Origin of the sequence: Klebsiella sp. KP20-425-1 (assembly GCF_025813515.1) — a bacterium.
GTDB lineage: Bacteria > Pseudomonadota > Gammaproteobacteria > Enterobacterales > Enterobacteriaceae > Klebsiella > Klebsiella pneumoniae.
On the sequence record NZ_CP109614.1, the window covers coordinates 3,077,444 to 3,095,879 of the forward strand.

Below are 18,436 nucleotides of genomic sequence, written 5' to 3' on the forward strand. Positions count from 1 at the left end.
GATCAGCCCGCCGCCTTGATGATGTAGGTTACGACACCGAAAATATCGAGCGTCTCCTCGCGGCCGACCACGATGGGCGAATAGGCCGGGTTCATCGGGTTAAGCTGCACCCGCGGCAGAAGCTGCAGCTTCTTTACCGTAAACTCGCCGCCGACGGCGGCAATCACGATATCGCCATGCTCCGCTTTACGCGCGCTGTCCACCACCAGCAAATCGCCTTCGTCAATGCCGGCATCGATCATGCTGTCGCCAGCGGCTTTGACAAAATAGGTCGCGCTGGGATGCTGCACCAGCAGCTCGTTGAGGTCGATTCGCTTTTCAACATAGTCCTGAGCCGGGCTGGGAAAGCCGCACTGCACCAGGTCGGCAAAAAAGGGAAAGGAGACAATCTGACGTAGCTCAACCGGCGTGTAAACGTTCATTTTTCAACCCACCACACAATGTCGCGGTAGGGATACCCGTTACCGGATACCCCCCGCACAGATCCCGGCGTGCGCGATTTACGCACCGGGCTCCTGCCTCGGGTGTCTGGCGGTGAACCGCTCCACAGGCCATGGATGAAGAACCCGAACCCTTGGTAGCCATGCGGCTGCCAGTTTGTTTGCTTTCGTCCAGGTCGTATCATCCTTCTGGCTCCTGCGCCTGAGCGCCCGGCGCCAGAGGTTTGTTACGTGTGTCCTGAACTTCTGCATGGTGGGGAAGTTGCCCGGTACCGAGTGATAGTTCAGGTATCCCTGAACCACTCTCCTGAGCCATTTTCCCTGTTCGGGGATTGAGTAATGCCAGCGCCTTCGCAGACCGTCTTTGATGGCTTTCAGAGTTGCCGTCATCCGATCCCGGCGGGTCTTTCGTATCAGCATGAACCTGCCGTTGCGATCTTTCCCGCTGATGTGCGTGAACCCGAGGAAGTTGAACGTTTCTGGTTTGCCTTTTCCCCTGATGGCACGGTTTTCGGCAGCGAAGCGGCCGAACTCCATCAGACGGGTTTTCTCCGGGTGAACCGTGAGTCCGAACTCCCTCAGTCTGCGCTGCATGGCTATACGGAAGCGCCGGGCATCGTATCGTTTGTCGAACCCGATGACGATGTCATCGGCGTATCTGACCATTACCACATTGCCTGTGGCATAGCGACGTCGCCACTGATGCGCCCACAGATCGAAGACGTAGTGGAGGTATATGTTTGCCAGCAGCGGTGAGATGACCGCACCCTGTGGGGTGCCTTCCTCCGTTGCTCGCCATTGACCCTCCTCCGACGTCCCGGCTGTGAGCCACTTACGTATGAGCCTGATTACCCTCCGGTCGCCGATCCGATGCTCTGTGAACCTGATCAGCCATTCGTGGCTCACCCTGTCAAAGAACTGACTGATGTCGGCATCCAGTACCCAGTTTACGTTAGTGCGTACCAGCCCTGTGGCCAGTGCGTCCAGTGCATCGTGCTGGCTTCGCCCGGGTCTGAACCCGTATGAGAACCCCATAAAGTCGTTTTCATAGACTGCGTTCAGGATTTTCACCAGCGCATACTGGACGATCTTGTCCTCCAGCGAGGCGATGCCGAGCGGGCGTTGTTTTCCATCCGCTTTTGGGATGTAGTGACGCCTGCCGGGCTGCGCCCTGTAGCTGCCCTGATGTAGCCTCCGGTGCAGATCTGTTATGTTGTTCTTCATGTTTCCGGCGTAGTCCATCCACCTGATGCCATCCACTCCGGCGGCCGCTTTCCTGCTCAGGGAGAGGAATGCGGCTTCCAGTGCTTCGACTGTCAGCAGGTGGAACAATGCTGTAAACCGTTCTTTCTTCCGCTGCTTCGCAGCTTCCCGCACGCGTGACAGCCTCTGTGACATGCTTTCCCGGCTCTGTGTCCGGCGCATGTGTGGCTGTTCCACGTTCCCCTTGGCCCCGCTCCTTCGCTCCACTGACTCCGCTCCTTTCGGGTTGTTCGCCTGCTTCGCCGCTACTATGAGCGAGTCCGACTTCTCCTCTCCGTACATCACCGGCTATGACTCCTCGTCTTCCCGGTGCGGGCCATCTCCGACACTGGCAGATGGTCAGAGGGGAGATCTCCCGGTTCCCGCGTAGAGATCGTATTGACATGCCAGGGTCTCAGACCCCGCCGGGTCCATGTGGCACTCGCAGTATCGCACCCTATGATGTTGCCTTCCGTTAACAGTACAACGTCGGCACCCGGTAATTTAATATACATTTCGTGGCTCAATGGCTGGCCTGTCAACACCCCTGTCAACGCTTCGCCCCATACCTCGCGGTATGCAACGCATGACTCGGGGACCTTGTGGATTGCTGGTCCTTCAATGGTCGGGGACTTTCACCCCTTGATCTCTACCGGTCTCCCGGCGCACACTGAATATATATACAGTAGTTTTGCCAGTTTTACCGGTCAATATCGGCTCCAGCTATCAATCGCCAGCACTGAAATAACTCCTTGATGTCAATAGGGGTCTTCTTCAGCGCCAGCGAACCGTTTGCTGCTTTTGCGCGCAGCCCGCCCGCCGCGCGAGGTGGTAGATGCGCAGCGCCGCGGCATTCGCTTGACACTGTACATTAATACAGTAAAACTATCGCCCGCGATCAGCATACAGAGGACAGAAGATGTTTGTGGAACTGATTTATGACAAGCGCAATTTTGCCGGGCTACCGGGCGCCAGAGAGGCCATTCTTAACGAGCTGACCAAACGCATGCAGCGCATTTTCCCGGAGGCGGAAGTGCGGGTGAAGCCGATGATGACGCTGCCGGCGATCAACACCGACGCCAGCAAGCATGAAAAAGAGCTGATCAGCCGCACGGTGCAGGAGATGTTTGAAGAGGCGGATATGTGGCTCACTGAAGAGTGATCCCGCCCGTCAGTCGCGGCGACCACCTCTTTAAGAGCTTTCCCGGATGTGGCAGAGCCGCGGGCAACAGTACAATAGCGGCGGTTGCAGACTGGCAATGCAACCTTCGCTCACCTGCTGGCTCTTGCATACGGCCAGCAGGTGAGCCCTACCTGCCTCCCCTCATCGCCTCACAGCGTCTCCGGTAGCGCCGCTATAATTCTATCCACTAGCCCGCGATGCTGATGGACCTTCCCGCATTTAACAATGATCTGCCTGGCGTTGTCATAGCCCGGGGCCCACAGCCGGTTATTAAGCAGAACGTCCTTATAGACCGCGATCAGCGGTTTGTTCCACGCCGCCGCCATGTGCACCACCGAGGTGTCCGGGGAGATAATCAGCTCCGCCTGGGCGATCAGCGCCATCGCATGGTGTAACGTGTTAAATGGGTTAATCACCACCTCCGGCGGCAGCGGGATGCGGATCTCGCGCCGGTGATCGAGCAGAATAACCGCGCTCCCCGGGTGGCGGGCCAGCAGTTTGTCGAGCAGTTCCGCCAGCTGCGTCTGCGAGAGACTGCGGTCGGCATGGCCGGCAAAAATATTAATCACCACCGCTTTTCCGCTTAGCGACGCCAGATACTGCGCCACCTCCTGCATAATCGGCCCGGGCACCGCCAGGTCGTAAGCGTCCAGCCCGCGGGTGTCCAGTTGGAGATAATCGGCGATCAGCTCGAACGTTTTCGTCACGTGCCAGCGCTGGCAGTCAAAATCAAAAGAGTGGGAGTAGTGCTTAATCGATGGCCATTTATTAAACCCGAGCACTGATTTGGCTTTTATTTGTCGGAAAAGCCGCAGGCGATGCACGGGAATATCGAACAGCGAAGGGTCAATAATAATATCGTACTTATTATTAGCCAGTTCATTAATAACGTCGCGAGGAACGTTATGATTAAATTTACGCAAAAAATCGGCGGACGTAACCGGATCAGCTTCATAAATATGGCGGATCCGCGGGTTATAACGCATCACCTGGCTGTTAGAGGTCGTCAGCAAAAAATCAACGATATAGCCTGACTGATGCAGGCATTTCACCAGCGCGGAATCCACCACTACATCGCCGACCGCCCCCTCATTGCGCATCAACAGGACGGTTTTCGCAGACGACAAATCTACCGGCTGACGGCGTCGGCGATCCCAGAGCGCTTTCGCCACCCCCACCCGCAGGGCATTACGTACTTTCTTAGTAAAGTAATTCCGCCGTCTGTTGAGCTCCCTTATTTTATTAAATTTCTTGCGTGGGGAACCCTGCATGGTTGCATCGTGCATCATCCTAACCTCATTACGGCAATTATTAATATTCTGTGTCGTCCGATAGAGACTGAGCGAAATAAAAAAAGTTCGATTGAAAATGAAAATCATTCTTTTTTTTATTTGCAAAACTCATCTGCGCCTGCGGGATTGCACCACAGCACTGTGAAGTAATAATGAGCGAATGGTGAATTTCCCGGCCCACCGTTGGCAGGCCGGCGCAACAGCGCTAAGCTGGCTGCTTTATGATGTCAGGAGGACGCTATGCTTGAAGCAGTAGAAGGTAATATCCACCAGCGGCTGTGCGCGCTGCTCGACGAGCACCGGGCCCGCTACCGGGTGATGGCGCACGAGGCGGTCGGTCAGTGCGAAGCCGTCTCGGCAATCCGCGGCACCGCGCTTGGCCAGGGCGCGAAAGCGTTAGTCTGTAAAGTGAAAGGAAACGGCGTCAACCAGCATGTGCTGGCGATCCTCGCCGCCGATCGGCAGGCCGACCTCGCCAGCCTGGCCCGGCATATCGGCGGCAGCAAAGCCTCGCTGGCCAGCCCGGCGGAGGTGGATGCCCTCACCGCCTGCGTGTTCGGCGCCATTCCCCCCTTCAGTTTCCATCCGGCGCTGCGGCTGGTGGCGGACCCGCTGCTGTTTGAACGCTTTCCACAAATCGCCTTTAACGCCGGGCGCCTGGACCGGTCGATCATTCTCGACACCGAAGACTATTTACATATCGCCCGACCAGAGATCGCGACCTTTCGCCGTCTTAGCTAACCGGGCATCCGCCCAGATTTCCGCCGCATGGCGTAAAAATCCTGTTTATTCACGCCACGATGCGTAGAGTAAGCGGGATATTTTTGGCATTCTTATTTTGGCAAGGACCTCTGTACATGTTTGATACCACCCTGTTGATCCTGCTGGGTCTGGCGGCGCTCGGCTTTATCAGTCATAACACCACCGTGGCGATCTCCATCCTCGTGCTGATTATCGTGCGCGTCACGCCGCTGAACGCCTTCTTTCCCTGGGTTGAGAAACAGGGACTGACCGTCGGGATCATTATTCTGACCATCGGCGTGATGGCGCCTATCGCCAGCGGCACGCTGCCGCCCTCGACGCTGATCCACTCCTTTATGAACTGGAAATCGCTGCTGGCGATTGCGGTCGGGGTGTTTGTTTCGTGGCTCGGCGGGCGCGGCGTCTCCCTGATGGGCTCCCAGCCGCATCTGGTGGCCGGGCTGCTGGTCGGTACAGTACTCGGCGTCGCCCTGTTTCGCGGCGTCCCGGTCGGGCCGCTGATTGCCGCCGGGATCATCTCATTGTTTATTGGGAAGTCGTAGCCAGGCTACCGTGATAGCGGCCCGGTGTCTGCCCGAGCCCTTTTTTAAACATGGTGATGAAGGCGGTGGTGGAATCGTAGCCCAGCGCCTGAGCCGTCTGCTGCACCGTCTGCCCGCGGATCAGCAGCTGCAGCGCGAGGATCAGCTGCAGCTGATGGCGCCAGCGGCGAAAGCTCAGCCCCGTTTCGCGCACTACCAGGCGGGCCAGATTCCGCTCGCTCATCGCAAACACCGCCGCCCACTGGCTCAGGGTCTGCCAGCGCGCCGGATCCTCAGCCATCATCGTCACCATTTGACGAATTTTCGGGTGGTTTGATACCGGCAGCTGCAGGTGCTCCTGCGGCTGGCGGGGCAGCTCATCAAACAGAACCTGCACCAGCCGGGCCGTGGCGGGGGCGGCCAGGGACTCTCCGCCGCGCTCCGCCAGAGTAAGGATCAGCTCTCGCACCAGCGGGGAAATCTTTAGCGTACAGCAGCGATCCGGCATCGGCGCGGCGCCCGGCTCGATGAACAGGAAGCATACCTGGGCGCCGGGGGTAGCGCGGTTACTGTGGGACAGCTGCCCCGGAACCCACACCGCATACTGCGGCGGCACCATCCACATTGCGTTCTCCACCTCGCAGGTCAAGGCGCCGTGCAGGGCAAGGATCAGCTGCCCCTTACGGTGGGAATGCGCCGGAATATACTGCTCCGCCTCCACCACCCGGATACGAAAGGCAATGGCCGATTCGTGGCCACTGTCCGGTTCATAGCCATCCAGCCCCAGTCCAATCATCATCTTGTCCGATATTAGCGATAATCTGTCATTTTAGCTTGATTTAAACGAGGGACAAAGCCGCTATCGTAACCCCCCTCGTTAGTTACCTTGAGAATGATATGTCTTCTGTGATCTCCTCTACCGGCCGCCGCCCCGCGCTGCTGATTGCCGGTATCCTGCTCATCGCCACCACCCTGCGCGTGGTCTTTACCGGCGCGGCGCCGCTGCTGGACGCGATTCGTAGCGACTATGGCCTGACCACCGCGCAGACCGGGCTGCTCACTACCCTGCCGCTGCTGGCCTTTGGCCTTGTCTCGCCGCTGGCGGCAGGGGTTGCCCGCCGGTTCGGCATGGAACGCAGCCTGCTGCTGGCGATGCTGCTGATCTGCGCCGGCATTGCCCTGCGCTCCCTGCCCTCCGCTGCGCTGCTGTTTATCGGCACGGCGGTGATCGGCTGCGGCATTGCGCTGGGTAACGTGCTGCTGCCCGGGCTGATTAAACGGGATTTCTCGCAGCATGTCGCGCGGATGACCGGCGCCTATTCCCTGACGATGGGCGGCGCGGCGGCGCTTGGTTCGGCGCTGGTGGTCCCCGTGGCGATGGCCGGATTCGGCTGGCGCGGGGCGCTGCTGCTGCTGATGGTCTTCCCGCTACTGGCGCTCCTCAGCTGGCTGCCGCAGTCCCGGTGCCGGGCGGAGACGCCATTGACCGGCTCAGGCGCTATGCATAACCGGGGGATCTGGCGGTCGGCGCTGGCCTGGCAGGTGACGCTGTTCCTCGGCATCAACTCGCTGGTCTATTACGTGATTATCGGCTGGCTGCCGTCGATTCTGCAGAGTATGGGCTATAGCGAAGCGCAGGCCGGCTCGCTGCATGGCCTGCTGCAGCTGGCGACCGCCGCGCCCGGCCTGGCGATACCGCTGATCCTGCATCGGCTGCGCGACCAGCGCGGGATCGCGGTGCTGGTCGCCCTGATGTGCGCCATCAGCGCCGCCGGGCTGTGGCTGTTGCCTGAGCTGGCGATCGGCTGGACGCTGCTGTTCGGCTTTGGCTCCGGAGCCACTATGATCCTCGGCCTGACGTTTATCGGCCTGCGCGCCAGCTCGGCGCATCAGGCCGCGGCGCTGTCAGGGATGGCGCAGAGCGTCGGCTATCTGCTGGCCGCCTGCGGGCCGCCGCTGATGGGCAGGATCCATGATGCCAATGGCGACTGGCATATTCCGCTGCTGGCGGTGGCGCTGATTTCGCTGGTGATGGCGGTCTGCGGCGCGCTCGCCGGACGTGACCGGGAAATTCACCCCTGAAGATGACCGGCAGCGCCCGCTGCCGGTGGAATTATTGTGCCGCGGCGCGGAGAAACGCCTGCACCAGCGGCGCGGGACGCCCGTCCAGCGCGTGACGCTCATGCTGGAACAAGGTGGCGACAAAAAACGGGTGCGTCACCAGCTCGACGGCGCGGATCTCACCCTCTTCATCCCAGCCGGTGACGCGCAGATCGCCCTGCTCCAGCTCCGCCGCAAACGCGCTGCTCACGCCGTACCGGCAGTGGTAGCCCTCTTCAATGCTCTCCCGGCCATAGGCGCGGGCAATCAGCGTATTCGCCCGCAGCTCGACGACGGCGGAGGTCTCCACCAGCGAGCAGCTGAGGGGAGCGATCACCATCCGCCCTTCGCTGTCGGTTTCCGCATGTCCGGCGTCCTGCCAGCCGAGCACGTTGCGGGCGTATTCAATCACCGCGTGCTGAAAGCCGCCGCAGGTGCCGAGGAAAGGAATGCTGTTTTCCCGGGCATAGCGGATCGCGGTAAACGCGCCTTCCGGGTGACGATACGGGCTGCCGGGAACGACCCAGATGGCATCGTACTCCGCCAGCGCCTCGCCGGAGGCGATCGATGGGGTGGCGAGCCAGTCATATTTCACCGGCTGCTCCAGCACGGCGGCGGCATCGTCTATCGCCAGGGGAATGGCCTGATGGGCAACAATATCGGGGTGATAATCGCCGACAAGGGCGAGGCGTAAAGGAGTTTTCATAGCAGGTTCCTTATGTCTGGACGAGACGGACAGCACAAGGCACGTCAGAATAGCGATCCCGCCTGTGGAACACAATCCTTATTTTCACCCCACCGCCGTGGCCGACGGGTGAGGTATACTGGAAAAAGCGCGTAAGGGAGAGAGAATGAAAAATAAGCTTTTGGTCAGCGCCTGCCTGATGGGATTCCAGGTGCGGTATAACGGTAGTGAGAAGGCACAGCTGGCGGCGACGCTGTCCCGCTGGCAGCAGGCGGGGCGGCTGGTGATCCACTGCCCGGAGCTGGCGGCCGGTCTGCCTACGCCCCGACTGCCGGCGGAGATCCTCGGCGGCACCGGCGGCGATGTGCTTGCCGGACGGGCGCGGATCGTGGAAAGCGACGGCCGCGACGTCACCGGACATTATCAGCTGGCCGCCTGGCTGGCGCTCAGCGCCGCCCGGGAAGCGGGCTGTCAGGCAGCGTTACTCACCGACGGCAGCCCTACCTGCGGCAGCCAGTTTGTCTATGACGGTTCCTTTCGCGGACGGCGCAAAGCGGGCGCCGGCGTGGCCGCCGACCTACTCCGCGCCCACGGCATCACGGTATTTTCCGACGGGCAAATCCCGCAGTTGCTCGCCTGGATGGCACAGAAGGAGCAGGATGATGATTCAGTGTAAACGGGTGTATGACCCGCAGGAAAGCAGCGACGGCTATCGGGTGCTGGTCGACCGTCTCTGGCCGCGGGGGATTAAAAAAGAGGCGCTGGCCTGTGATGAGTGGTGTAAGGAGTTAACGCCTTCCGCTGAGCTGCGCAAAGCCTTTCACGGCGAGGCGATCGATTTCGCCCACTTCAGCCAGCGCTATCGTCAGGAGCTCGACGCCCATCGCGAAACGGGCCTGCGGCTGGCGGCGCTGGCGCAACGCCAGCCGCTGACGCTGCTGTACGCTGCGAAGAACACCGAGCAGAATCATGCCCGGGTGTTGGCCGCCTGGCTGGCGGCCCTGCCGGTTACGATTTAGCCGGATGATCCCGGCGCCACAGCGCCCACTCGTCGAGAGTTTCGCCGCTGGGTAGTTTGCACTGGGTGCTGACGCCCTGCGGCGTTTGCACCGGCACCCGGGTGCCGCCGGATTGCTGACAGTATACCGCCGCGGGGTTGGGCATGCCGATGGTTTTCGTCGGCGCAGTGGGCTGCGGCTGGGCACAGCCGGCTAATACCAGTGGCAGAATAGCCAGTAGCTTTTTCATTGTTCCTCCCTTTCCTGAATGCCCGGGGATTTTAGCCTGAATCTCCACGTTTTCTCCATCTTGCCTGCACTTTTCCCCCGTAGAGTAGCCCTGTTCTCGAACTGACCAGAGAACAGATCATTCCATAATCAATGAGTTTTTCCCCGTCGCCCCCGACGGGGCTTTTTTTCCCACCGCGTGGACAAGTATTCCCCAGACAGATGTGATAAATTTAAAAATATCACTGTTTATTTGACGCTGATGTCCGTTTGCAGCCCAATATGCTGGGGTGACGTTTGGCGTGCTGGAGCTGTATTATTCATGTCAGATTTTATTCTTGCCCGGGTGTCGCAAACCCTCGCTGCGGAACAGTCCCTGGAAACCCTGGTGCGCCAGCTGCTGGAGATGCTGGAGGCGGTGACCCGAATGGAGTCCACCTACCTCACCCGCATTGATACCAACGCCCAGCGGCAGCAGATCATGTTCGCCCACAACAGCAGCGAAATGCAGATCCCGGAAGGATTTTCCGTCCCCTGGGATGAATCCCTGTGCAAACGCGCCCTTGAGGATCAGTGTACGTTTAGCAATGACGTTGCCAACCGCTGGCACTCCTGCATCGCCGCCCAGGAGCTGGGAATCGCTACTTTTTTAAGCATTCCCGTCCGCCTGGCCGACGGCTCTCTGTTCGGCACCCTCTGCGCCACCAGCCGGCAACAACAGCCTTATAACCTCGAAGGCGAACAGGTCATGGGCCTGTTTGCGAAGCTCATTTCCCACTACGTGGAAAAAGACACCCTGGTGCAACAGCTGCAGGCGGCAAACGTCGCGCTGGAGCTGCACTCGTCTACCGATGAGCTCACCCAGCTTCCCAATCGCCGCGCGCTGTTTAAGCAGCTGGCGTTACGCTTTGCCTCCGCCCGCGCCCAGCAGCAGCAGGTCTCGCTTATTTTTATCGATCTCGATGGTTTCAAAGCCATTAACGATCGGTTCGGCCATCCGTGCGGCGACAGCTTTCTGGTGCAGGTCGGCAAACGACTCACCGCTGTCGCGCGCCGGGAAGATATCGTTGGCCGCCTTGGCGGCGATGAGTTTTTGATCGTCGGTAGCGCCCAGCAGCCTGCCGCACAGCAGGCGTATGTCACGTCCCTGCGTCAGGCTCTGTGCGGCGTCTACTTCCTCGGCGAACAGCGTATCGACTATGAGGGCGCCAGCTTCGGGGTGGTCACCTGCGATCCGCAGAGTATCGATGTTGAAGCGGCCTTACGCGCTGCCGATGAGGCGATGTACCAGGATAAGAAGTCCCGCCGCCAGGAGAATTTCATTCATATTGACTAAAGTACCGCGATATCCAGTATCATGCAGGGCATCATTCGTGGGTACAGGGACACAATCATGAAATTGGGTATTCTTTTCCCGGTGGCGATCTTTATCATCGCCGTCGTCTTTCTCGGCTGGTTTTTTGTCGGCGGCTATGCGGCGCCGGGTGGGGCATAATGAAAAAAAGCACCATTATCATGCTGGTCGTCGCCATCGTGGCGGTGGCCGGCACCCAGTTTGGCTGGTGGTGATCGCCGCGGCGATATTGCGGAGTTATCCTATCCCATCAATAAGTTAACCCTTTACACTCACGTTATCCGCCGCGGCATTCTCGGCCCCGGGGAATAAGAATAGCGGGAGAAGTAAGGATGAAAAAACCGATCGTGTTACCGTTGATTATTGCGCTGTGCACGCTGTTATCGGGATGCATTATTGACGATGGATATCACCCCCATCGCCACCACCACCATCATCACTATCATGACGACGACTAATGCTTCACGCTGTTGATAAGCCGATAAGACAGGGCGAACCGCGGTTCGCCCGTTGACGCTTAATCCTGACGATCGGCGCCGAGGAAAATAAAGCCGAGGGGGATAGCGAAGAGCGCGGTAAAGACAATGCTGTAAACCGTCACCATCGCCCCCTGCAGGAAGAACATGGACGTCGTCCACTCTGAGTACGGCATATTGTACTCGCTCACCACGCCCCCGAAGGTCGCCCGCCCCACTACCGCCAGCGCGATAGCAAACACCACCGCGAGCGACAGACAGTATTTTTTGCAGTTTTTATTGCTGAGGAGTTTTTGCAGAATCATCGGGGCTTCCTTTTTGCTGAGCGATAAACGGCTGTATATGTAACACCAATGCAATAAAAAATGAAGGGTTTTTGTTACAGGGCAGAATAAGAGACGGCGGGCCGGTCAGCGGGTAACCGGCCCGTGGGGATCAGGACTGCAGGGTAGCCAGGCGCGCGGCGAACCCGACGAAAACCAGACCAATCAGGCTGTTGCCAAGTTTAGCCAGCTTCTTGCGGGTTTTGACGTAGCGGGTGACAAACGAGCCGGAGAGGATCAAAAAGCTCATATAGCAGAAGCTAATCACCTCGAGGGTCAGCGCCAGGATAAAGAACGCCACGCCGGGGGTTTTGGCGTTGACATCGATAAACTGCACGAAAAACGACACATAGAACAGAATCGCTTTCGGATTGGTCAGGCTCAGGGTCAGGGAGCGCTTGAGGATCGCGCTCGCCGGCTCCGCGCTGGCGTCGGACTGGCCGTCGCGCTGGGTCAGCACCGCATAGAGCATTTTGCCCCCGAGCCACAGCAGGTAAATTGCCCCGAGGTAGCGCACGACGTTAAACAACACCGGCGTGGTTTTAATCAGCGTCGCCACCCCGGCGAAGGCCAGAAACATCAGCACTGCGTCGCCAATAAAGACGCCCGCCGCCGCCAGATAGCCTTTCTTCACCCCGTGGGCAATGCCCGTTTTCAGCACGAAAAACGTATTAGGGCCAGGAACGAGGATGATAAGCACCGCCCCGACCAGATAGGTTAAATAATTCAGAACACCAAACTCAGCGAACACTCTGCACTCCTTCGCGCACGACTAAAACATGATCCGGCTCACGTTACCCCAACTGTCGGGATTTTGAAAGCGCAGCCTGTGCGGGAAGGTTAATAGACGGAAGGTTCGCCCAGCGGTCGGGTTTTAAAACGACGGTGTACCCACAGATACTGCTCGGGAGCGCGCAGGATCTCGCGCTCAATAACCTTGTTGATATAGCCGGCGGCGATCTGCTTATCCTCACCCGGATAGTCATTCATCACCTCGCTGATATGCAGGCTATAGCCCCGGCGATCCAGCTTACGTACCATGCTGATGCTCAACATTTTCGCGCCCGATAAGCGGGACAGGACATAGGTGCCGTTGGTGGTCGCCGCCTGCGGGACGGAGAAAAAAGGTGCAAAGACGCTGCCCTTGGGACCGTAATCCTGATCGGGCGCGAACCACACCGCTTCACCGGATTTCAAGGCATGCACCAGACCGGTCAGATTGTTGCGATCGATCATCGCTTTGTTCGAACGCAGGCGACCGCGGGTTTGCACCCACTCCATCAGCGGGCTGTTGTGCGGCCGGTAGGTGGCCATCATTGGCCGACACAGCCCCATCGCGCGCCCGCCCAGCTCCAGCGACATAAAGTGCACGCCGACGACCATTACCCCTTTCCCACCGCTAAGCGCGTGATTAAGGTTGGCGAACCCCTCGACATCAAACCATTTTTTGACCCGCTCGTCGCTCCAGAACCAGGCCATGCCGGTTTCGATAAGCCCCATTCCCAGCGACATAAAGTTTTGATCGATCAGCGTCTCGCGCGCCGCTGGCGACATGTCCGGGAAGCAGAGTTCGATATTACGCCGGGCGATATGTTCGCGGCGTTTAAGAAAGCGACGGGAAAGGCGACCAGCGCTGGTGCCGATAAAATGCAGCAGCGGATAAGGCAGTTGCACGATTAACCAGAGGATGCCGAGCCCGAACCAGGTCAGCCAGTTACGCGGGTGTAAAAGTTGTTTATTAAATACGCAGGCCATGATTTTTCCTGTAAACATTAATTATGTGGTAACGCTTAAGGAAAACAGAATCCATTTATCATCATTAGGCGGTACGTACAGCAAGTTCGACAATACTAATCCGCTGAAATTCCCTCCGGCAAGTAAAAAACAGCAAGCTGACAAAAAAACATAATTGCGGCACATATGTTACTAAATGTAAACTTAAATCTTGAACCACGCTTAATATATTCATCATGCATATCATTTTCACGCTAATCATCAGCGTTACTAACGAAAACAACCGAAAGCTGCCGCAGTGCGGCCCTGGCCGCCGGTGGCAGGCGTCCGCTGAGCCGCGCGATCGGCGGTCTGACCGCGTTGGGATGCATCGTAGTCTGTCAAAGCGAGTATTAAACGCGTCCCACTGCGAAATGCATCTTTTTTAATCCGTCAGCATAAAAAAGATTAAAACGACTTTAAGACAACAATTAAGAATAGACTTATTTAAACCTGCTTTTAAAATAAGCGCGGTGCATTGAAATACTGTGCCCGCCGGACAATAAAAAATATTTTTTTACGCCTCGTGGGAAATACAGGTGGAGTGAATGATGGGCAATCATCCGCCATCGATTTGCATGGAAGCCAGGTCATTGAGAAGAAAGCACGGCGAGGGTGTGAAAAACGCCCTCGCCGCAGAGGATCAGTAGGTATGGAAATATTGCTGAATCAGCTGCGGATCTTTAGTCTGCGTCAGCGCGGTCATCAGCAGTATACGCGCTTTTGCCGGGTTGAGGGAGTCGGCCACCAGCCCGGGCTGGCTGTCATCCGGCGGTACGACGCCGCTGCCGGTACGGGAGGCTCGCACCACCACGATGCCCGCCTGCTGCGCTTTTTTGATACCGGCGGCGCTACGTACCGACACCGACCCCGCCCCGGTTCCGGCGTAGATAATACCGTCGGCATGATGGGCGATCGCCGCATCGTACATATACTCCGGATCGTCCTGGTAACCATAAATAATCACCACCTTCGGCAGAACCTTCAGCTGACGCACATCGAACACCGAGCGCAGCGTGTGAATTTTATCCACCCGCGTCTCGAACTGGGGTTTTCCGCCCACCACGACACCAAGATAGCCCTCCTCGGGCGCCCGGAAGGTATCCAGCGAAGTGGCATTAGTTTTGGTGACAAAGCGCGCCGCGCCGATGCGGTCGTTAAGCACCACCATTACCCCGCGTCCCCGGGCATCAGGATCGGCGGCGACCGTGACCGCTTCCAGCAGGTTCATCGGCCCGTCGGCGCTGATCGCCGTCGCCGGGCGCATCGCCGCGGTAAAGACCACCGGCTTGTTGCTTTTCACCGTCAGATTGAGGAAATACGGGGTTTCATCCAGCGTGTCCGTGCCATGGGTGATCACCACGCCATCGACATCGTCCCGGGCCAATAGCGCATTCACCCGCTTCGAGAGCTGGAGAATAATATCGCTGGTCATATTCTCACTGCCAATATTGGCCACCTGCTCGCCCTCGACGTGAGCGATTTTACTCATTTCCGGCACGGCGTTAATCAGCGTCTGCACCCCAATCGCCCCGGCTTTATAGCCGGTTGTTTGGGTATTGCTGGCCGCCGAACCAGCAATCGTTCCGCCGGTGGCTAAAATAACAATATGCGGAAGACGCGTCTCGCTAAACGCCAGGCTGCTCATCGTCAATAACGCAATGGCAAGTAATGCTCTAAAATTCATACAGGTCACTCCCTTCATAGACATTAATCAAACTTACGCTTGCTTAATGCAAAGGGCTTGCCAGAATTCATTTCTTTTCTGGGGGGGAAATGGTTAACTATCAGACAATAATAAGGTTCTTAGGACGATATCGCCCAACTCTGGTGCACCACTGGATCTGAAACGGGCAGAGCTATGAACCAAAACATTCTGAGGATTTACCTGTTCAGCAACACACAACACGCATTGCGATCAGATTATCGACACTTCCGTCACCGGCGAGAGCATTTTTGCCCGCCAGGTCACGCGAACGGAGAACAGAGATGCGTATTGCCCTGAAGTCGGCCCTGATGCTGACCACCAGAGTCATCCAGATCATTAACCCTGAACTGCACCGGCATATGCAACGAACGGCCTTAATCGCCCTGACGCTGGCGCAAAGGCTGGAACTGCCTGACGAACGGCAGCAGACCATTTTTTGCGCCGCGCTGCTGCACGATATCGGCGTGCTGGGGGATAAACGCACCATTCATTCGCTGGATGCTATCGATAATATCCACGACCCGCATCAGCGCCAGGGTGTGGCGATGCTGGAGGGATTAGCGACCTTCCAGCCCATCGTTCCCTTTATTCGCGATCACCATTTTAGCCCGAACCACCGGGGCTCCCGCGAACAGCACATTGTCTATTTCGCTGATGCCTTTGAACGGCTGCTGCCGGCCGATAGCCACGTTGCCGCCTGGCCCACGCGGGCGGTGGTGGAACAGTTCGTCGCTTTGCATCGGGAGATCGATCCGCCGCTCTGCGATAGCCTGTGCGAGGTCGCTGAAAATGCGAACTTCTGGCAGCACCTTCACCCCGGCCATATTCAGCGGCTGCTGGAGATTATTGGCCCCATCAACACGCGCTATCTGGATATTCACGGTCTGAAGGATGTCTGCCTGCTGATTGCCAAAATCGTCGACACCTACAGTAGCTTTACCGCCACCCATAGCATCATGGTGGGGGAAATCGCCCGCCAGCTTGCCCGCTGGATGCAGCTGCCGGAGCCCACCTGTCAGCAAATACAGATAGCCGGCTATCTACACGATATTGGCAAGGTCTATATCCCACTCTCCATTCTCGAAAAAGAGGGCGAGCTGGATGATGAGGAGCTGAGTCAGGTGCGGGAGCACAGCTACATGACCGGCGAACTTCTCAGCGACTATAGCGAGCTCGGCGACATCATTAACTGGGCCTCGAATCATCATGAAAAAATGGACGGCAGCGGCTACCCTCTGCATCTCGAAAAGGAGCACCTGACCCTCGCCGACCGGATTATCTCCATCGCCGATATTTTCACCGCGCTGACCGAAGATCGCCCTTATCGTAAAGGGATGGCCTGGCAGGAAGCCTTACAGATTATGGAAGCGGATGTTATAAATGGCGCTCTGGATAGCGATGTCTTCCTCGTTTTGCGCCACCATGCGGAAACGCTACACGCCATCATTCTTCAGACCCTTGCCCCTCTGCATAGCGAGCGCCGCCTCTGAAGCGGGCCGCCGTCGTGGCGGGGGCGGAGTTCTATAATCAAAACAGCTTCATCTGCATGCAAGGAAATTCACGGTGAGAATCGCCACCATCACTAACTGGGCTTACGGGATCACCGTTGGCCTGACGCTGGCTTCCGGGAGCGCTATGCTCATGGCCTCCAGCGCCGACCGCGTCGAACGCCAGGCGGTACAGCAGCGCCAGGTCTTTGATACCCTCTCCGACGAGGTGGAAAACGACGCCTGGGCGCTGTCTGACCTCGCCCGGCTGTACGTGATAAAGCCTTCGCCGGAGACGCTTACGCAATATCAGCAGCTGCAGCAGACCGACAAGAGCATAGAGCAGCGGCTGGGCGGCCTGAAAGATAACGGCGCCAGCCGCGAGGAGCTGGCGCTACTCCAGGATGGCCTGCGGATCGCCAATGAGCTACAGGATGAACAGCAGGCGGCCCTGGCGCATGTCGCTCGCGGCGATGCGCCAGCGGCCATCGCGGTGCTGTACGGCACCGCGTACGAGACTGAACTGGAGCGCATGCAGACGCAGATCGATCGCTTCCGCCAGATGCTTGAGCATCGCGCCGCCGTCGCTATCGACCAGGCCACCGAGCGCTCGCGGATCTGGCGTACGCTGTCGGAAATCATGGTCGGCCTGACCGCCCTGATGTTTTTGTTCGTCCTCGGCTTCATTCTCAAACGCCGGGTGCTCTACCCGGTGGTTCGCCTGAGCGACGTGGTCCAGCGTCTCGCCTCCCAGGATTATGCGGTGGAGACGCCGCACTTTACCCAGGTGGATGAGATTGGTGACATGGCTCAGGCGATCCGCATTTTTCGCGAGAACGGCCTGGCCCGTCAGCGGCTGGAGCAGCAGCGCGACGCCGACTGGGCGATCCGCGAGCTGCTGGCGCGTATGACTCAGCGGCTGCAGGGCTGTGAAACCATTGAGGATGTGATTAAGGTGGCGGAGCGGTTTGCGCCGAATATCGCCCCGACGATCCCCGGTAAACTGTATGTTCTGGATACCGACCCCTGGCAGCTGCGCTGCGTAGCGCAGTGGCTGTCACCCGCCGGTGAGACGACGCCCTTTTCTCCCGACGACTGCTGGGCGATACGGCGGGGACTCAGCCATCCGCCGGTGCAGGGCGAGCCCGATATCACCTGCTATCATCTGCCGGAGACGCACGCCGGCCAGTCGCTCTGCGTACCGCTCATCGCCCAGGGCGAAGCCATTGGCCTGCTGACTTTCCAGAACGTCACCGCCAGTGACGCTCCTTCCCGGGCCTATCTCGAGCTGATGGCGGAAGCGTTGGGCCTGGCGCTGGCCAATCAGCGTTTGCGCAGCGCCCTGCTGGAAAAAGCGCTGTTCGATTCCCTGACCGGCCTGCGTAACCGCCATCATCTTGACGAAGCGCTGCATTCGCAGATGGCGCTGGCGGTCCATACCCATACTCCGCTGAGCTGTCTGATGATCGACATCGATCATTTTAAAACCATCAATGATCGCTATGGCCATGAGGCTGGGGATCTGGTGATTAAGAGCGTTGCGACCATTGTGCAGCGCGCGGTGCGCGATATCGGCATGGCTTTCCGCTACGGGGGCGAGGAGTTTTTAGTGCTGCTCCCCGGGATTGACGAAGCCGGGGCGCACCAGTGCGCCAGCGAGATCTACACCCAGGTGCGTAATATGACGCTGCGCGATGGTCTGACCGAGATAGGCCAGGTGGATGTGTCGATTGGCATCGCCAGCTACCCGCAGCACACCCAAAGCGATAGTCTGCTGCGCGCGGCGGATGCCGCGCTGTACCGGGCGAAAGAGCTGGGCCGCTCAAGGATTGTCAGCTTTGGCCGCCTGAAGACCAGCTAACCG

The 18,436-nt window shown here is 58.4% G+C and carries 22 protein-coding genes and 1 pseudogene; 13 read left to right on the forward strand and 10 right to left on the reverse strand.

Translation table 11 applies throughout. From position 1 onward, the window contains the following. Positions 1-2 precede the first annotated feature (2 nt). Entirely contained in the window at positions 3-422 is a 420-nt protein-coding gene (locus tag OHJ17_RS15135; protein ID WP_002901192.1) for a translesion error-prone DNA polymerase V autoproteolytic subunit, read from the reverse strand. A gap of 78 nt (positions 423-500) precedes the next feature. Then, positions 501-1,988 (reverse strand): group II intron reverse transcriptase/maturase, encoded by a 1,488-nt coding sequence (gene ltrA / locus OHJ17_RS15140; RefSeq protein WP_162660611.1) that lies wholly within the window; start codon positions 1,986-1,988, stop codon positions 501-503. 613 nt (positions 1,989-2,601) lie between these two features. Between ltrA and OHJ17_RS15145 the strand changes: the two genes are divergently transcribed. Beyond that, positions 2,602-2,844, forward strand: coding sequence for a DinI family protein (locus tag OHJ17_RS15145; RefSeq protein ID WP_002901096.1), 243 nt, complete (start codon positions 2,602-2,604; stop codon positions 2,842-2,844). A gap of 170 nt (positions 2,845-3,014) precedes the next feature. Here OHJ17_RS15145 and OHJ17_RS15150 read toward each other — a convergent pair whose 3' ends face one another. Further along, positions 3,015-4,151 carry a glycosyltransferase family 9 protein gene (locus OHJ17_RS15150; protein WP_014907796.1) on the reverse strand — a complete coding sequence of 379 codons (1,137 nt, stop codon included), beginning with the start codon at positions 4,149-4,151 and terminating at the stop codon, positions 3,015-3,017. Here OHJ17_RS15150 and OHJ17_RS15155 point away from each other — a divergent pair. From OHJ17_RS15155 to OHJ17_RS15165, 3 genes and pseudogenes are all read left to right on the forward strand, one after another. After that, positions 4,146-4,302: pseudogene (locus OHJ17_RS15155) on the forward strand (hypothetical protein). The gene OHJ17_RS15150 and the pseudogene OHJ17_RS15155 sit on opposite strands and share 6 nt — an antisense overlap. 95 nt (positions 4,303-4,397) lie before the next feature. Further along, the gene (locus OHJ17_RS15160; protein WP_004892876.1) at positions 4,398-4,898 is read left to right on the forward strand and encodes a YbaK/prolyl-tRNA synthetase associated domain-containing protein; all 501 of its coding nucleotides are present in this window, start codon (positions 4,398-4,400) and stop codon (positions 4,896-4,898) included. 116 nt (positions 4,899-5,014) lie between these two features. After that, a complete protein-coding gene (locus tag OHJ17_RS15165; RefSeq protein WP_002901080.1) occupies positions 5,015-5,461 on the forward strand; it encodes a DUF441 domain-containing protein in 447 nt (148 codons plus the stop codon). Here the strand turns inward: OHJ17_RS15165 and OHJ17_RS15170 are convergent. Next, positions 5,445-6,239 (reverse strand): AraC family transcriptional regulator, encoded by a 795-nt coding sequence (locus OHJ17_RS15170; RefSeq protein WP_004140469.1) that lies wholly within the window; start codon positions 6,237-6,239, stop codon positions 5,445-5,447. The genes OHJ17_RS15165 and OHJ17_RS15170 overlap by 17 nt on opposite strands. 107 nt (positions 6,240-6,346) lie before the next feature. Here OHJ17_RS15170 and OHJ17_RS15175 point away from each other — a divergent pair, with 107 nt between their 5' ends. Beyond that, positions 6,347-7,522, forward strand: coding sequence for a CynX/NimT family MFS transporter (locus tag OHJ17_RS15175; protein WP_014343001.1), 1,176 nt, complete (start codon positions 6,347-6,349; stop codon positions 7,520-7,522). Positions 7,523-7,553: 31 nt separating this feature from the next. On the opposite strand, the gene OHJ17_RS15180 is transcribed toward OHJ17_RS15175, so the two are convergent. Next, positions 7,554-8,246: a CTP synthase C-terminal region-related (seleno)protein gene (locus OHJ17_RS15180; RefSeq protein ID WP_004140471.1), complete on the reverse strand. Its 693-nt coding sequence runs from the start codon at positions 8,244-8,246 to the stop codon at positions 7,554-7,556. 145 nt (positions 8,247-8,391) lie between these two features. On the opposite strand from OHJ17_RS15180, the gene OHJ17_RS15185 reads away from it, so the two are divergent. Beyond that, the gene (locus tag OHJ17_RS15185; RefSeq protein WP_004176547.1) at positions 8,392-8,901 is read left to right on the forward strand and encodes a 2-thiouracil desulfurase family protein; all 510 of its coding nucleotides are present in this window, start codon (positions 8,392-8,394) and stop codon (positions 8,899-8,901) included. 4 nt (positions 8,902-8,905) lie between these two features. Beyond that, complete coding sequence (locus OHJ17_RS15190) at positions 8,906-9,244, forward strand: DUF488 domain-containing protein (RefSeq protein WP_014343000.1); 339 nt, start codon at positions 8,906-8,908, stop codon at positions 9,242-9,244. Here the strand turns inward: OHJ17_RS15190 and OHJ17_RS15195 are convergent. Beyond that, a complete protein-coding gene (locus OHJ17_RS15195; RefSeq protein WP_004176548.1) occupies positions 9,234-9,473 on the reverse strand; it encodes a putative hemolysin in 240 nt (79 codons plus the stop codon). The genes OHJ17_RS15190 and OHJ17_RS15195 overlap by 11 nt on opposite strands. Before the next feature lie 300 nt (positions 9,474-9,773). Here OHJ17_RS15195 and OHJ17_RS15200 point away from each other — a divergent pair, with 300 nt between their 5' ends. The 4 genes from OHJ17_RS15200 to OHJ17_RS15210 all read left to right on the forward strand — a co-directional run bounded on the left by OHJ17_RS15200 (position 9,774) and on the right by OHJ17_RS15210 (position 11,263). Continuing rightward, positions 9,774-10,787: a sensor domain-containing diguanylate cyclase gene (locus OHJ17_RS15200; RefSeq protein ID WP_004176549.1), complete on the forward strand. Its 1,014-nt coding sequence runs from the start codon at positions 9,774-9,776 to the stop codon at positions 10,785-10,787. A gap of 57 nt (positions 10,788-10,844) precedes the next feature. Then, complete coding sequence (locus OHJ17_RS15205) at positions 10,845-10,946, forward strand: YoaK family small membrane protein (RefSeq protein ID WP_004150782.1); 102 nt, start codon at positions 10,845-10,847, stop codon at positions 10,944-10,946. A gap of 20 nt (positions 10,947-10,966) precedes the next feature. Further along, positions 10,967-11,020: a hypothetical protein gene (locus tag OHJ17_RS26465; protein ID WP_139155684.1), complete on the forward strand. Its 54-nt coding sequence runs from the start codon at positions 10,967-10,969 to the stop codon at positions 11,018-11,020. Positions 11,021-11,137: 117 nt separating this feature from the next. Further along, entirely contained in the window at positions 11,138-11,263 is a 126-nt protein-coding gene (locus OHJ17_RS15210; RefSeq protein ID WP_004140488.1) for a hypothetical protein, read from the forward strand. A gap of 59 nt (positions 11,264-11,322) precedes the next feature. Here OHJ17_RS15210 and OHJ17_RS15215 read toward each other — a convergent pair whose 3' ends face one another. The 4 genes from OHJ17_RS15215 to fraE form a co-directional block, all read right to left on the reverse strand. Then, the gene (locus OHJ17_RS15215) at positions 11,323-11,586 is read right to left on the reverse strand and encodes a DUF2534 family protein (protein WP_004140489.1); all 264 of its coding nucleotides are present in this window, start codon (positions 11,584-11,586) and stop codon (positions 11,323-11,325) included. A gap of 130 nt (positions 11,587-11,716) precedes the next feature. Then, entirely contained in the window at positions 11,717-12,355 is a 639-nt protein-coding gene (gene leuE / locus OHJ17_RS15220) for a leucine efflux protein LeuE (protein WP_032432905.1), read from the reverse strand. 89 nt (positions 12,356-12,444) lie between these two features. Next, the gene (gene lpxP, locus OHJ17_RS15225; protein ID WP_004148038.1) at positions 12,445-13,359 is read right to left on the reverse strand and encodes a kdo(2)-lipid IV(A) palmitoleoyltransferase; all 915 of its coding nucleotides are present in this window, start codon (positions 13,357-13,359) and stop codon (positions 12,445-12,447) included. Positions 13,360-14,020: 661 nt separating this feature from the next. Further along, on the reverse strand, positions 14,021-15,064 hold the full coding sequence (gene fraE / locus OHJ17_RS15230) for a fructose-asparagine asparaginase (protein WP_004150784.1): 1,044 nt from the start codon (positions 15,062-15,064) through the stop codon (positions 14,021-14,023). 302 nt (positions 15,065-15,366) lie between these two features. On the opposite strand from fraE, the gene OHJ17_RS15235 reads away from it, so the two are divergent. Beyond that, on the forward strand, positions 15,367-16,575 hold the full coding sequence (locus OHJ17_RS15235; RefSeq protein ID WP_032432903.1) for an HD-GYP domain-containing protein: 1,209 nt from the start codon (positions 15,367-15,369) through the stop codon (positions 16,573-16,575). A gap of 73 nt (positions 16,576-16,648) precedes the next feature. Then, positions 16,649-18,433, forward strand: coding sequence for a sensor domain-containing diguanylate cyclase (locus tag OHJ17_RS15240; protein ID WP_032432901.1), 1,785 nt, complete (start codon positions 16,649-16,651; stop codon positions 18,431-18,433). The last annotated feature ends 3 nt before the right edge of the window (positions 18,434-18,436 follow it).

Bases quoted from the DNA above. Each gene is read 5' to 3' on its own strand.
- OHJ17_RS15185 (WP_004176547.1), top strand. From the start codon at position 8,392: ATGAAAAATAAGCTTTTGGTCAGCGCCTGCCTGATGGGATTCCAGGTG.
- OHJ17_RS15195 (WP_004176548.1), bottom strand. From the start codon at position 9,473: ATGAAAAAGCTACTGGCTATTCTGCCACTGGTATTAGCCGGCTGTGCC.
- OHJ17_RS15170 (WP_004140469.1), bottom strand. From the start codon at position 6,239: ATGATGATTGGACTGGGGCTGGATGGCTATGAACCGGACAGTGGCCAC.
- fraE (WP_004150784.1), bottom strand. From the start codon at position 15,064: ATGAATTTTAGAGCATTACTTGCCATTGCGTTATTGACGATGAGCAGC.
- OHJ17_RS15180 (WP_004140471.1), bottom strand. From the start codon at position 8,246: ATGAAAACTCCTTTACGCCTCGCCCTTGTCGGCGATTATCACCCCGAT.
- OHJ17_RS15160 (WP_004892876.1), top strand. From the start codon at position 4,398: ATGCTTGAAGCAGTAGAAGGTAATATCCACCAGCGGCTGTGCGCGCTG.
- OHJ17_RS15200 (WP_004176549.1), top strand. From the start codon at position 9,774: ATGTCAGATTTTATTCTTGCCCGGGTGTCGCAAACCCTCGCTGCGGAA.
- OHJ17_RS15205 (WP_004150782.1), top strand. From the start codon at position 10,845: ATGAAATTGGGTATTCTTTTCCCGGTGGCGATCTTTATCATCGCCGTC.
- OHJ17_RS15210 (WP_004140488.1), top strand. From the start codon at position 11,138: ATGAAAAAACCGATCGTGTTACCGTTGATTATTGCGCTGTGCACGCTG.
- OHJ17_RS15215 (WP_004140489.1), bottom strand. From the start codon at position 11,586: ATGATTCTGCAAAAACTCCTCAGCAATAAAAACTGCAAAAAATACTGT.
- OHJ17_RS15235 (WP_032432903.1), top strand. From the start codon at position 15,367: ATGCGTATTGCCCTGAAGTCGGCCCTGATGCTGACCACCAGAGTCATC.
- OHJ17_RS15145 (WP_002901096.1), top strand. From the start codon at position 2,602: ATGTTTGTGGAACTGATTTATGACAAGCGCAATTTTGCCGGGCTACCG.
- OHJ17_RS15165 (WP_002901080.1), top strand. From the start codon at position 5,015: ATGTTTGATACCACCCTGTTGATCCTGCTGGGTCTGGCGGCGCTCGGC.
- OHJ17_RS15150 (WP_014907796.1), bottom strand. From the start codon at position 4,151: ATGCACGATGCAACCATGCAGGGTTCCCCACGCAAGAAATTTAATAAA.
- OHJ17_RS15135 (WP_002901192.1), bottom strand. From the start codon at position 422: ATGAACGTTTACACGCCGGTTGAGCTACGTCAGATTGTCTCCTTTCCC.
- lpxP (WP_004148038.1), bottom strand. From the start codon at position 13,359: ATGGCCTGCGTATTTAATAAACAACTTTTACACCCGCGTAACTGGCTG.